General features: G+C 63.3%; 14 protein-coding genes and 1 tRNA gene. 8 read left to right on the forward strand and 7 right to left on the reverse strand.

Annotated features, from left to right (window positions below; genetic code table 11):
• Positions 1-14: 14 nt before the first annotated feature.
• Positions 15-218 (forward strand): cold-shock protein, encoded by a 204-nt coding sequence (locus SB822_RS41790; RefSeq protein ID WP_007578158.1) that lies wholly within the window; start codon positions 15-17, stop codon positions 216-218.
• A 330-nt stretch (positions 219-548) separates the two neighbouring features.
• Positions 549-1727 carry an exonuclease domain-containing protein gene (locus tag SB822_RS41795; protein WP_090838068.1) on the forward strand — a complete coding sequence of 393 codons (1179 nt, stop codon included), beginning with the start codon at positions 549-551 and terminating at the stop codon, positions 1725-1727.
• On the opposite strand, the gene SB822_RS41800 is transcribed toward SB822_RS41795, so the two are convergent.
• Positions 1724-2320 carry a chorismate mutase gene (locus SB822_RS41800; protein ID WP_007733478.1) on the reverse strand — a complete coding sequence of 199 codons (597 nt, stop codon included), beginning with the start codon at positions 2318-2320 and terminating at the stop codon, positions 1724-1726. The two genes, SB822_RS41795 and SB822_RS41800, sit on opposite strands and share 4 nt — an antisense overlap.
• A gap of 331 nt (positions 2321-2651) precedes the next feature.
• On the reverse strand, positions 2652-2801 hold the full coding sequence (locus tag SB822_RS41805) for a hypothetical protein (protein WP_007578152.1): 150 nt from the start codon (positions 2799-2801) through the stop codon (positions 2652-2654).
• 227 nt (positions 2802-3028) lie between these two features.
• On the opposite strand from SB822_RS41805, the gene SB822_RS41810 reads away from it, so the two are divergent.
• The 4 genes from SB822_RS41810 (at position 3029) to SB822_RS41825 (ending at position 7733) form a co-directional block, all read left to right on the forward strand.
• Complete coding sequence (locus SB822_RS41810) at positions 3029-3409, forward strand: DUF2946 domain-containing protein (RefSeq protein WP_090838066.1); 381 nt, start codon at positions 3029-3031, stop codon at positions 3407-3409.
• Positions 3410-3588: 179 nt separating this feature from the next.
• On the forward strand, positions 3589-5970 hold the full coding sequence (locus tag SB822_RS41815) for a TonB-dependent receptor (RefSeq protein WP_090838064.1): 2382 nt from the start codon (positions 3589-3591) through the stop codon (positions 5968-5970).
• 50 nt (positions 5971-6020) lie between these two features.
• Positions 6021-7265, forward strand: a complete 1245-nt coding sequence (locus tag SB822_RS41820; RefSeq protein WP_407671759.1) for a sialidase family protein — start codon at positions 6021-6023, stop codon at positions 7263-7265.
• The gene (locus SB822_RS41825; RefSeq protein WP_090838060.1) at positions 7266-7733 is read left to right on the forward strand and encodes a TlpA disulfide reductase family protein; all 468 of its coding nucleotides are present in this window, start codon (positions 7266-7268) and stop codon (positions 7731-7733) included.
• Positions 7734-7737: 4 nt separating this feature from the next.
• Here the strand turns inward: SB822_RS41825 and SB822_RS41830 are convergent, their stop codons facing one another.
• Positions 7738-8691 (reverse strand): LysR family transcriptional regulator, encoded by a 954-nt coding sequence (locus tag SB822_RS41830; protein WP_090838058.1) that lies wholly within the window; start codon positions 8689-8691, stop codon positions 7738-7740.
• A gap of 93 nt (positions 8692-8784) precedes the next feature.
• Here SB822_RS41830 and SB822_RS41835 point away from each other — a divergent pair, with 93 nt between their 5' ends.
• Both SB822_RS41835 and SB822_RS41840 read left to right on the forward strand, forming a co-directional pair.
• Entirely contained in the window at positions 8785-10035 is a 1251-nt protein-coding gene (locus tag SB822_RS41835) for a CaiB/BaiF CoA transferase family protein (RefSeq protein ID WP_090838056.1), read from the forward strand.
• Positions 10028-11167 carry an acyl-CoA dehydrogenase family protein gene (locus SB822_RS41840; RefSeq protein WP_090838054.1) on the forward strand — a complete coding sequence of 380 codons (1140 nt, stop codon included), beginning with the start codon at positions 10028-10030 and terminating at the stop codon, positions 11165-11167. The genes SB822_RS41835 and SB822_RS41840 overlap by 8 nt, the downstream gene beginning before the upstream one ends.
• An 85-nt stretch (positions 11168-11252) precedes the next feature.
• Here SB822_RS41840 and SB822_RS41845 read toward each other — a convergent pair.
• The 4 genes from SB822_RS41845 to SB822_RS41860 all read right to left on the reverse strand — a co-directional run bounded on the left by SB822_RS41845 (position 11253) and on the right by SB822_RS41860 (position 13310).
• Positions 11253-11328 (reverse strand) — tRNA-Thr (locus SB822_RS41845).
• Between the two features lie 81 nt (positions 11329-11409).
• Positions 11410-12426 (reverse strand): class 1 fructose-bisphosphatase, encoded by a 1017-nt coding sequence (locus tag SB822_RS41850; protein ID WP_007578138.1) that lies wholly within the window; start codon positions 12424-12426, stop codon positions 11410-11412.
• 124 nt (positions 12427-12550) lie between these two features.
• Entirely contained in the window at positions 12551-12991 is a 441-nt protein-coding gene (locus tag SB822_RS41855) for a HigA family addiction module antitoxin (protein WP_007744152.1), read from the reverse strand.
• 16 nt (positions 12992-13007) lie between these two features.
• Positions 13008-13310 (reverse strand): type II toxin-antitoxin system RelE/ParE family toxin, encoded by a 303-nt coding sequence (locus SB822_RS41860; protein ID WP_007744150.1) that lies wholly within the window; start codon positions 13308-13310, stop codon positions 13008-13010.
• Positions 13311-13328 lie beyond the last annotated feature (18 nt).

Here is a 13328-nt window from a genome sequence, read left to right on the forward strand (position 1 = left end):
AGGAAAAGTGGAACATGGAAACTGGTATCGTCAAATGGTTCAACGATGCTAAGGGCTTCGGCTTCATCACGTCCGACGCGGGCGGCGAGGACCTCTTCGCGCACTTCTCGGAAATCCGCGCGGACGGCTTCAAGTCGCTGAAGGAGAACCAGCGCGTGTCGTTCGAGGTGAAGGCTGGACCCAAGGGCAAGCAGGCTGCGAACATCCAGCCGCTGTAATACGCGGCCGAGCCGCTGGCTCTCAGGATAAACCCTCGTTCACGAGGGTTTTTTATTGCCTGCAATCCAGAATTAATCCGCTCCCAAGTCAGTCCGAAGGAGAATGCTGTTCGAAAACGCCCGACAGTTTCTTTCGACCGCACATCAATATGTCATATTCGTGTAATCCCTGATTGATGATTTATTTATGGTCACTCAGTCGAATAAACGTATTCCCATCGGCCCCTTCACCGATCGTGCATCATTTCCCGCTGTTCGACATTGCCCGCGCAACGGCCGCCGCCGATAGGGCATACTTGTGCAAAGTTATGCATTGCACAGTTTCCTCACATGTCTGAACTGCTTCTGTTTGAACCGGCCCTCGATGTGCCGATTGTTTTTGTCGACCTGGAAACGACGGGTGGTTCCGTCGGCGATCACCGGATCACTGAAATCGGCGTCGTCGAACTGGGGCCGGATGGTGCGTCCACGTGGACCACGCTCGTTGACCCCGGCCAGCCGATCCCGCCTTTCATCCAGCAGTTGACGGGCATCACCAACGCGATGGTGCGCGGCGCGCCCACCTTCGAGTCGATTGCCGCCGATCTTTTCGCGCGGCTCGACGGCAAGCTTTTCATTGCGCATAACGCGAACTTCGACCGTGGATTTTTGCGCAGCGAGTTCCAGCGCGTGGGCTTCACGTTCAATCCCGATATGTTGTGCACCGTGCGTCTTTCGCGCGCGCTGTTTCCTGCCGAAAAGCGTCACGGCCTCGACGCGCTCGTGGAACGGCATGCGCTCGTGCCGTCGGACCGGCACCGCGCGCTTGCCGATGCCGATCTGCTCTGGCAGTTCTGGCAGCGGTTGCACGGCCTCGTTCCCGTCGAGGTGCTGCGTGCGCAAATCGACAAGACCATGCGCCGGTTCCGGATCGCGGGTGATATCACGGAAGAACTGCTCGATACCGCGCCTGCCGGCTGCGGCGTCTACGCGTTCTATGGCGAGAACGACGCGCCGCTATACGTCGGACGAAGCGTGCGCGTGCGCCAGCGTCTGCGCACGCATCTGACGGGCGAGCGCCGTTCGTCGAAAGAGTTGAAGCTCGCACAGCAGGTGCGCCGCGTCGAGTGGCGCGGCACAGGCGGGGAAATCGGCGCGCTGCTTGCCGAAGCGCAAATGATCGCGGCGCTTCGCCCGCCGCATAACCGCGTGCCGCGCGTGAGCCGCGCCGATCCCGTTGACGCCCCCTGGCCTTACGACGGCGCAATCGCGTTCGAGGAGCGGGACGCGGCCGAGGGGGCGCGCGTGTTCCATGTCGTGGATCAGTGGCGCTATCTTGGACACGCGCCGTCGCTGGCCGAGGCATCGACGCTGCTCGCCGCGAGCGTCCTTGGCGCGTTCGAGCTATCGACGTGGCGCGTTCTGCAGTCGCATCTCGCACGCGGCCTGAGTGTGCTGCCGCTCAGCCGTCAGGCCGTCCAGCCCGAGGCAGGCGCCAGCCTCGCAGCGGCGCCCGCCGACGCAGCCTAGCCCGTCGCTCCGACACCGCCCGATTCGCACACGTGCCCGAGCGCGCGCGTCAGCGCTGCATTGCGGGTGTTGTCGTAGCGAGTGAGCGACTTCCAGTTGTCGATGCCGCGCGCCACGCGCGTCGGGCAATCGTCCTGCGCGCGCAGCGTCTGAACGCGCGCGAGCGCGGTGATCAGCGATTGCGTCAACTTATCCAGCTGTGGCCTGAGGCTCGTCGCGAGATCCGGCGCCGCGCCTTCGGGCGGGCGGCTTGCGCGCCACGTGTCGAAGAGTGCGTTCTGCACTTCCTTGCTCGCATCGATCTGATCCTGGAAAAACTCATGCGCGAACGCCGGGTCCACGCCAGCGCGCGCTGCGCGCTTTTCGACGTCGGCGAGCAAGGCCTGCTCGCGCGGCGTATCGGTGATCGGCTGATGATGCGCCCACTTGTAACGCGCGACAGGCTCGGCAAGCGACAGTCGCTGCGACACGAGTGCAATCAGATTCGTCAGCGCGGTGTCGTCGCCGTCGGCGCGGGCGGATACCGGCGTGAAGGCGAGGGCTGAAGCGAACAGGATCGCGCCAAGCGCGCCGATGAGATTCGGACGGGTCATTGAGCTTGATGCAGCACGCGGCCGCCTAAGAGATAAAGGAAAAGACAGAAGAATAGACGAAGCGCGGGAAGATGCGCCATGCATGCGCAACATGCGCAGGCAAAGCGAAGAAGAGGAGGGGTGAGTGTCGAACTCGAACGGACGCGCGAACCCGCGACACAATGACGCGTCGTCAGCGGCGCTCAGCAGAACGAAATCAGCGTTGAGCCAGGCCGGAACATCGGCGCGCGCCAACGCCACGCGTCAATCAATGAAGCGTGTAGACGCGCATCAGCACTACGCGCATGCATCCGCTGCGCGACCCCCGATGCTGCAATGCACAGATCGACCGTTACTTCGACTCGCACATCTTGCGTTGTTCGTCAAAGAACGCGCGAACATGCTCGGGCAGTTCCGCGACCAGAAACTCAACGCCTGCAGGTTCCGGATCCGGGCTGAGCACCTTGTCGGGGGTCGGAATCTTTGGCGGTCTGCTATCCATGATGGGTTCTCCTTTACGAATTCATTATGTCCCTCAGCACGCGTGGCGTACCAGCGCTGCCGCATACAGCCGATGTTTTGGCGCGCTCTTTGTTGCTTTAACGGCACACGCTCCCAGGGATTGAAGCGCCTTGTTTAAAATTTGACGATTGTCGGTATTGCAGTACGTCTAAAGACTGTCTCGCGGCCGCTTGCTATACTGCGCGCGCTCACTTTTTCCAAGTCGCGATGACACGTTCGACACGCTGGATCGGCCTCGTATGGCTGGCGCTGGTACTCAATGTACTGTCGCCTGTCATCGGCTATGCGCGTGCTCCGGGCGCTCAAGGCCCGCTATCCGTCGAGCTTTGTCACGCAGCCGGTGCGCAGAACGTCGTCATCGATCTCGATGGTTCGCACGACAACACGTCGAAGACGCACCTCGTCGTTCCCCACTGTGTCTACTGTCCGGGCTTTGCCGCCAACTTCGCGCTTGGCAGCAGCGTCCCGTTCGTTGTGCCTTCCGTCCGCACGCTTGCGTACTCGCAAGCCATCGAGCCGGAGGCCGTCTTTGTGCGCCGCAGCGTACGCGTCGCACAGCCTCGCGCACCACCTGTCCCGTCGATCTGAAGCTAGCTGTCTCAGCCAGTCCGCTTGCCCGCGTCTGACGTCGTTATGACGTAGCGGGCGGCGGGCCGCCATGCGCGCCTCTTTGTCCCGAGTGCTCTGTCCGCCCGTGTTCTTCACGCGGCGCAGTGCGGCGACATCCGGGTCGGCATGGCGCCTTCGATCATGTCCACAGGACTCATATGCGCATCGTTTCCGCTGCGCTGTCCGCACGCACGCGGCTATCGCTCGCGTGCGCGGCAGTGTTCGCCGTTCAACCCGCCTGGGCCGACGAAAGTACGACCGATCGTGCCGTCATCGACCATTCCGCGTCCGATACTTCGGTCTCCCATCCTTCTGTAACGAACAGCTCCGCGAATTCGTTGACGGAACCTGCCAACACATTGCAGGCCGTCAGCGTGACAGCCGCGCGCACCGCGCCGACGTTCGCGCCCGATACGCCCGGCGTCGTCGAGACCGTCACGCGTGAGCAGATCGACGCGCGCAATATCGTCAACACGGAAGACGCCCTCAAGTACGCGCCGAACGTGATGGTGCGCAAGCGCTTCACCGGCGACCGCAACTCGGTCTTCGCCGGCCGCGACTTCAACGAACTGCAAAGCGCGCGCGGTCTCGTCTATGCCGACGGGCTGCTGTTGTCGAACCTGCTGGGCTCGAGCTACGCGTATCCGCCGCGCTGGTCGCTGATCGCGCCCGACGACATCGCGCAGGTCGAAGTGCTGTATGGCCCGTTCTCGGCGCTGTATCCGGGCAACTCGATCGGCTCGACGGTGCAGATCACGACGCGCAAGCCGGAGAAGCTCGAGGCGTCGCTGGATACGCAGCTTTTCACGCAGCATTACGACGACGCGTACGGTTTCTCGAAGAACTTCGGCGGCAATCACGAGACGGCGCATATCGCCGATCGCGTCGGCCGTTTCTGGTATTCCCTGACGCTCGACCGCCTCGAGAACAACAGCCAGCCGCTGCAGTACGCGAGCCCCAACAGCACGTACAACGCGAAGCTCGGCGCGCCCGTCGCGGTGACGGGCGCGGCCACGGACATCGGCCCGAACGGCCAGCCGCGCGTGATCGTCGGTCCGCAGATGATGGAGCGCACCGAGCAGATCAACGAGAGCGTGCGCATGGGCTACGCGATCACGGATCACGTCGACGCGACGCTCACACTCGGCCATTGGGAAAACCACTACAAGGACCGCGCGCAGACGTTTCTGACGGACGCCGCGGGCAACCCCGTCTATGCGGGCAACGTAACGATCGGCGGGAAGAACTACACGATCTCGCCGACGGCGTTCTCGCCCGCCAATGGCGATCAGGAGAACTGGCTCTACGCGTTCGGGCTGAACGGACGGCTCGATTCGGGCTGGAAGCTGTCGGGCATCGTATCGGCGTATGACGTGTCGCGCGACACGCTGCGCTCGTCGACGACTGCGCCGCCCGCGGCATACGGTGGCGGCCCCGGCACGATCTTCTACGGCGACGGCACGGGCTGGCGCACCTTCGACCTGAAAGCGGAATCGCCGTTGTACGCGGGCCATGCGCTGACGGTCGGCTATCACTTCGACAACTACTTTCTGCGCAACGAGACGTACAACACGCCCGACTGGCTGAACGGCTCGCCGTCGACGCTCGCCAGCACCTATCGCGGCGACACGCGCACCCAGGGGCTGTACGGCCAGGACGCCTGGCGATTCGCGCCCGGCTGGCTCGCGACGCTCGGCCTGCGCTACGAGCGCTGGGACGCGTACGACGGCGCGCTCGGCAACGGCTCGTCGACCTTCGGTTACGCGGACCGCAGCGCGAACGCGCTGTCGCCGAAAGCGTCGGTGCAATGGCAGGCGACGCAAGACTGGCTGTTTCGTCTGTCGTTTGCGACGGGTACGCGTTTTCCGAGCGTCGCCGAGCTGTTCCAGGGGACGATCTCGAACAACGCGATCGTCAACAACAATCCTGGGCTGAAGCCGGAAAAGGCGATCGACTGGGACTTCACGGCGGAACGCGACGTCGGTGTGGGCGTCGTGCGGGCCAGCGTGTTCCAGAGCGATCTGCGCGACGCGATCTACAGTCAGACGACCGTCAGCGGTTCGACGACCGTCACGAACATCTCGAACGTCGACCGCGTGCGTGTGCGCGGCGTCGAACTCGCATTCTCCGGACAAAACGTGCTGCTGCACGGGCTCGATCTCGACGCGAACGTGACGGCGACCCACTCGAAGATTCTCGCCGACGCGGCGAACCCGTCGTATGTCGGCAAGCGCTTCCCGCGCATTCCCGTGGTGCGGGCCAACCTGCTCGCGAACTACCACTTCACGCAGCAGTGGCAGGGCAGCGTGGGACTGCGCTACTCGGGCCGCCAGTACAACACGCTCGACAACAGCGACATCAATCCCGACGTCTACGGCGGCACCAGTTCGTTCTTCGTGATCGATCTGAAGGCGCGCTATCAGGTCGGCAAGCACTGGCTCGCGTCGGTTGGCATCGACAACCTGACGGACCGCCGCTACTACGTCTTTCACCCGTATCCGGGCCGCACCTTCTACGGAGAACTCAAATGGATGCTTTAAGAAAATGGGCGGCCGTGTGGGCCGTTGGCTTCTCATTGACGCAGCCGCTGATGGCGCATGACGCATCGGGCGACGCGCACGCCGCGCATGGCATGCAGATGGACATGGCGGGCAGTAAGGGCGGTAAGGACGGCATGGGCGGCATAAACATGGGCGCCGCCGTGGCGAAGCCCGCGAAAACGCCGCTCGCGACTGGCGCCGCGTTCGATGCGAAGCATCGCCTGTGGGTTGCGTGGGTCGAGGGGCAACACGTCGTGGTTGCGCATTCGGACGATCGGGGCCGCACGCTGTCGCCGCCCGTTACTGTCAACGCGATGCCGGAACCGATCTACACGAGCGCCGAGAATCGTCCGAAGATCGCCGCCAGTCCCGACGCAACGACGATCTACGTGACCTGGTCGATGCCGCTCGACGCGCCGTACACGGGCATGGTCCGCTTCTCGCGCTCGACGGACGGCGGCGCGACGTGGAGCGTGCCCGCCACCGTGCACGGCGACCGGCAGCCGATCACGCATCGCTTCGATTCGTTGATCGTCGACGGGCAAGGGCGCCTCTTCGTTACGTGGATCGACAAGCGCGATCTGACGCTGGCAAAAAAGGCGGGCAAGCCGTACGACGGCGCGGCCGTCTACTTCGCGGTATCGACGGATGGCGGGCAGACGTTCCAGCCCGAACGCAAGGTCGCCGACCATACGTGCGAGTGCTGCCGCATCGCTCTCGCGCTCGACAGCGAAGGCCGCGTGCAGGCCATGTGGCGCAACGTGTTCGAATGCCAGATCCGCGATCACGCACTCGCCGTGCTGCCCGTCGACGCGCAGCAGCCCGTTGTGCCGATTCGCGCCACATTCTCCGGCTGGCATATGGAAGCCTGCCCCGAGCACGGCCCGGCGCTCGCGATCACGCCGGACGGCGTGCGCCACATGGCGTGGTTCAGCGTCGTCAATGGACGCGCCGAAGTCTACTATTCGCGCCTGTCCACCGACGGCAAGCCGATTGGCGAGCCGTGGGCGTTCGGCGACACGGGCAAGCCGGACGAACAGGCGTCGCACGCGGCGTTGATCGGTCAAGGCAAGACGCTGTGGCTCGCGTGGAAGGATTTCGACGGCGACACGATGCGCCTGATGCTGCGCCGCTCCGACGACGAAGGCGCGCACTGGAGCGCGCCGCGGACGCTCGCGCAGACGGCGGGCGGCAGCGACAACCCGCAGTTGCTCGACGACGCCGGCCGCGTCTATCTGTCGTGGCGCACGCAGAACAACGGCTACATGCTCGTGCCCGTCGAGGAGGCGAAGTAAATGAAGCGAATCTTCATGGCGCTGACGGCGTGCGCTATCGCTTTCAACGCGCAGGCGGTCGATCTCAAACCGCTGCGCGCGCTCGACGTCGACGCGGTGCTTGCGGCTTCTCAAGGCAGGCCGCAGATCGTCGAAATCTGGTCGCTCGATTGCAGCTATTGCCGCGAGAACACGGCGCGCATCGTCGAATGGCAGAAGAAGCATCGCGACGTACGCCTGACGATGATCGCGATGGATTCCATCGACGACAACGCGGCCGCGCTGTCGCAAGTGCTCGCGACGTTGCCGTTGCCGCCGCAAACCGCGCTCTACGCGAATGCCGAGGCGATCCCCGAGAAGCTGCGCCGTGCGCTCGACCCCAACTGGCGCGGCGAGATGCCGCGCACGCTGCTGATCGACGCGCGTGGCGCGCGCCAGGCGTCGAGCGGGTTGTTGCAGCCCGCGACGCTCGACGCCTGGCATCGCTAGGGCGCTATGTGGGTGGCGCAGTGCGGCGGCGCGTGCCCGCCGCCTTGTTCGTTTGTCCCGCGCGTTTTGCCAACGCCTGGTTGACTGCGTCGCGCATGCATTGCGCGACGAGTTCCGATGCTTTCGTGCGCGATGCGCGCGCGGGCCGCGCAATCACGAGCGGCTGGCGAATGGTCTCTTCGCGGATGGGCCGCTCGATCGCGCCTGACGTTGCGGCCTGATCGCCTTGTGTGATCAGCAGCGATACGCCGAGCCCGTTCGCCACCATCCCGCGCACGAGCGCCAGCGATGTCGCCCGATAACGCACTTCGGGTGCAAGCCCGCATTGCCAGAACGGCGCCATCAGAAACTCGCGGCTGTGCGGCAGATCGATCAGGATCAGCGGCTCTTTCGCGAGGTCATGCAGGGACAGCCTGCCCGCTTTCTTCGCGAGCTTCGATTCCGCCGGCACGAGCGCGTAGGGACGAAGTTCCGCAAGACATTCGCGCTCGATATCGGCGGGCAAGCCTACGTCGTACATCAGCGCGAGTTCGATACGGCTGCTGCGCAACGCATCTTCGAGCTGCAAGAGATCGCCTTCGATGAAGCGTATCGACAGATCCGGGAAGCGTGCGCGCGCGATGCGCAGCAATTCGGGCAGATAAACAGGCGCGATCGTGCTGAATACGCCAATCTGCACTTCGCCCGCTGCGGCGTCGCCGCTGTCGTCGGCTTCGAACGACGCAGCGGCGTTCAGCAGTTGATGCGCCTCCGCCAGCTTGCGCACGCCGAAGCGCGTCAACGTCATCTTTGCGCCTGATTCGCGGGTGAACAGCGTGTCGTCGAACAGCGCTTCCAGTTCGCGAATGGCGACGGAAATGGACGGCTGCGATACGTTCAGCAGTTTTGCGGCCGCCGTCGTGCTGCCCGTTTCGGCCGCCGCCGTGAAATAACGCAGAAGCCGCAACGAGACACGCATCAGGAAATCCTATAGGTGCTAGTTTGATTCCATATTTTACTTGATAGCCTGTGCGGCCGAGAATCGTTGCATCTCTGCTGAAAGGAGCATTCGATGCAACATGCGAATTTGCCGCTCGAAGGCTTGCGCGTAATCGACTTCTCGCGCGTGCTGGCCGGCCCGTATTGCGCCGCGCTGCTCGGCGATCTGGGCGCTGATGTGATCAAGATCGAGCCGCCTTCGGGCGACGACTATCGTGCTGTCGGCCCGTTTGCGGCAGACGGCGAGAGCGGTCTGTTCTCCGCGATGAACCGCAACAAGCGCAGCATCGTGCTCGATCTGAAAACGGAAGCGGGCCGTGAACTCGCGCGCGCGTTGTGCGCGGATGCCGATGTCGTCGTCGAGAATTTCCGGCCGGGCGTCGCGGACAGGCTGGGCATCGGCTACGCGGATTTGAGCGCCGCCAATCCAACGCTCGTGTATGCGAGCGTTTCGGGCTTCGGGCAGACGGGTCCCGAATCGCATCGCCCTGCCTACGACATCATCCTGCAGGCGATGTGCGGGCTGATGGACGCAACGGGTTCGCCCGACGGCCCGCCGACGATGATCGGCGAGTCGGTGTCGGATGTCGTTAGCGGACTGTTCGCGTCGTGGGGCGTGCTTGCTGCGTTGCTCGGCCGCGAGAAGAGCGGCAAGGGCACGCATGTCGACGTGTCGATGTTCGACGCGACGCTCGGCCTGAGCGCGACGCTCGTCGCGCGCTACGCCGCGACGGGAATCGCGCCGCGCCGCGTGGGTAACCGGCATCCGTCGTCGGCGCCGTTCGGCGCGTATCGGGCAGCTGATGGTTTCTATGTCGTCGCGGTGCTGAATAACAAGCTCTTTTCGGCTTTTGCGCATGCAATCGGCGCACCGCATCTCGCCGACGATCCGCGTTTCGCCAGCGACGCATCACGCTGCCGTCACGAAGCCGATTTGCGCGCGACGATCGAGACGTGGTCGTCGGCGCTGACCGTTGATGAGGTCAGTCGCATTCTCGGCGCAGCGGGCATTCCCGTCGCGCCGATTCGCAATCTTCAGGAGGCGCTGGAAAGCGATCACGCTGCGCATCGCGCTTTGCTGACCGAGGTGCGGCGAGACGGAGGACATACGAAGCGCATGCCGTCGCAGCCGGTGAAGTTTTCCGCGTACGGGGCCAATTGCGTGTCGCCTGCGCCGGCGCTCGGCGAACATGCAGACGCGCTGTTGCAGCAACTCGGCTATGACGCCGACGACATCGCGTCGTTGCGCGAGCGCGGCGCGTTCGGTGTTCATGCAATCAGTGCGACCGATGTCAATCGTAACGAGGAGCGAGATCATGCATAAGCGGCTGGGCATCGAAGACAGTGACCTGGAGATTGCCGATGCGATCTCGCGTTACTCACAAAGCGAACTTGCGCCGCGCGCCGCGCAAGTCGATCGAGAGGAGCTTCCGACGACGCGTTACGTCGCACAACTCGCCGAACTCGGTGTGATGGGCATGAACCTGCCGGAGCGATGGGGCGGGGTGGATGCATCGCCGGTGGCGCTCGTGCTGTCGCTGGTAGAGATCGCGAAGGCCTGCGCGTCGACTTCGTCGATGATCGGCGCGCACTATCTCGCAACCGATTCGATCCTGATCGGTGGCGACGATGCGTTACGCGATCGCTATTTGCCCGACGCGGCCAGCAGTAAAAAGCTCGGCGCGTTTGCGCTGACCGAGCCGCGCGCGGGCTCCAATCCCGCCGACATGGCGACGCGCGCCACGCGCGAAGGCGACGGCTACCGGCTCACGGGCGTGAAGCACTTCATCTCGAACGCCAATGCGGCCGGTTTCATCGTCGTGTATGCGAAGACCGATCCCGAGGCGGGCACGCGCGGGATCAGCGCTTTCGTGGTCGACCGGCATATGCCGGGCGTCGATGTCGCGCCCGCCGAAAAACTCATGGGCATTCGCGGCGCGCCGGCGCACGAAGTCGCGCTCGATTGCTTCGTCCCCGCTGTGAATCGGCTCGGCGCGGAAGGCAGCGGCTTTCGCACAGCGATGAAAGTGCTCGACAACAGCCGGCTCGATGTGGCCGCAACGTCTATTGGAATTGCGGAGGCGGCCTTGTCAGCGGCGATTGGCTGGCTGAAAGGGCGGCGGGTTGGCGGCGAGCCGCTGTCGAACCGGCAAGGTTTGCAATGGACGATCGCCGACATGAAGACGCGGCTCGAAGCTGCATGGCTGCTGACCTTGCAGGCGGCCGCGAAGCGCGCGGCGGGGGAGCCGTTCACGCAGAGTGCGTCGATGGCAAAGCTCTATGCGTCGGAGATGGTTGCGTTTGTCACCGATGCGGCGTTGCAGATGCATGGTGGCTACGGCTTCACGCGCGAGATGCCACTGGAGCGCTACGTGCGCGATGCGCGGATCTTGCGTATCTACGAAGGGTCGTCCGAGATTCAGCGGACGGTGATTGCGCGGTCGGTGTTGGGATGAACGGCGCTATGCACGCAGGACACACGTGAGCGGAAGAGAAAAGCAAAAAGCCCAGTCACGAGGACTGGGCTTTTTTTGAATCTGCTGGTGCCGGAAAGAGGAATCGAACCCCCGACCTTCGCATTACGAATGCGCTGCTCTACCGTCTGAGCTATTCCGGCCCCGTTGTTGCTTTCGTTAGTTCGTCAGCAACGAAGAAGCAAGATTATAGAGTGCTCTGTATCGGTACGCAAGTGCTTTTCTCAACTTTTCTTTTCGAGATGGTAGCGGGTCACGCGATCGACTTCGTTCTTCGAGCCGAGGAACACCGCGACGCGCTCATGCAAGCTCTTCGGCTGGATGTCGAGGATGCGCTTCTCGCCGTTGGTCGCCGCGCCGCCAGCCTGCTCGACGATGAACGCCATCGGGTTCGCTTCATACATCAGGCGCAGCTTGCCGGGCTTCGACGGATCGCGCTTGTCGGCCGGATACATGAAGATGCCGCCGCGGTTCAGGATACGGTGCACGTCGGCGACCATCGATGCGATCCAGCGCATGTTGAAGTCCGACTGGCGCGGACCGTCCGTGCCTGCGTTCAGTTCGCCGATGTACTGCTGCACGGGCTCAAGCCAGTGGCGCTGGTTCGACGCGTTGATCGCGTACTCACGCGTCTCGACAGGAATACGCATGTCGCTTTGCGTGAGCACCCAGGAGCCCAGCTCGCGGTCGAGCGTGAAGCAGTTGACGCCGTTGCCCGTGGTCAGCACCAGCACGGTTTGCGGGCCGTAGACTGCATAGCCCGCCGCGACCTGCTGCGTGCCTTTTTGCAGGAACGACTGTTCCGTCGGCTGCTGGCCGTCAGGGCAGCGCAGCACTGAGAAGATCGTTCCGATCGACACGTTGACGTCGATGTTCGACGAGCCGTCGAGCGGGTCGAACACGAGCAGGTATTCGCCCTTCGGATAGTTCGCGGGAATCGGGAAGAACTGTTCCATCTCTTCCGATGCCATGCCGGCCAGGTTGCCGCCCCATTCGTTGGCTTCGAGCAGAATTTCGTTCGACAGGATGTCGAGCTTCTTCTGCACTTCGCCCTGCACGTTCTCGCTGCCGGCCGTGCCCAGCGCATCGCCGAGCGCGCCCTTGCTGACGTGATAGCTGATGGCCTTGCACGCGCGCGCAACGACTTCGATCAGCAGGCGCAGATCGGCAGGCAGATTGTTGTTCTCGCGCTGCTGCTCGATCAGGTACTTCGTAAGGGTGGTACGACGTTGCAAAGACATTGCAGTACTCCGGAGAGGCTTGGGAATTCCCTGATTTTAACCTTTCGATGTGCGGGTTCCGTGACTTTAAAAAATCGCTGTCCGAAGTCGCGTTCCCGTCGTGCCTTCCGACGGGATGAATGCGTCAACGCGAGGCAGCGACCCTGCGCGTCGCGGCCGCTGCGTCTTCGGCAGCTTTTAGCTGCTCGCGCGACAACTGCGAATGCTTTGGCCGGCGCGACGGCGGCAGCGGCTCGATCTCGCGCTTAATCTGCTCGCCCGATTCCGCAATGGCGACACGCAGGTCGTAGGCGATCTGAAGGTTGAGCCAGAAGAGCGGGCTATTGTTGAAAAAGCACGACAGACGCAAAGCGGTTTCCGACGAAATGGCCCGCTTGCCGCGCACGATGTCATTGATGCGCGGCGCGGGCACGCGCAGCGCAATGGACAGCGCGTGGGCCGACATGCCGAGCGGTTCGAGAAATTCGCTGCGCAGGATGTCGCCAGGCGTTGCTTCAGGCATGCGCTCGCCGGTGGAAACGTCGGAGAAGTCGAGGTTTTCGAGTTCAGAGCGTTTGATGACCATGATGGTTTCCCATGATTCAGTGATAGTCGACGATCTCGACATTGAGCGCGTCGCCGTCGATGTACTGGAAACAGATGCGCCACTGCGCGTTGATACGGATGCTCCATTGCCCGCTGCGCGCGCCTTGCAGCAGTTCGAGCCGGTTGCCGGGTGGCACGAACATGTCGTTGATGCACTCTGCGGCATCGATCAACAGGAGCTTGCGGCGCGCGGCGAGCTGTACTTCGCGCGGCAGCGACCGCACGAATACGCCGTTGAAGACGGCCGCAGTTTCTTTGTCATTAAAAGTAGAGATCACGGGAAGTGTATAACGTGTCATGTTAAACGTAAACCATCA

Origin of the sequence: Paraburkholderia sp. SIMBA_054 (assembly GCF_046534875.1) — a bacterium.
Lineage (GTDB): Bacteria > Pseudomonadota > Gammaproteobacteria > Burkholderiales > Burkholderiaceae > Paraburkholderia > Paraburkholderia hospita.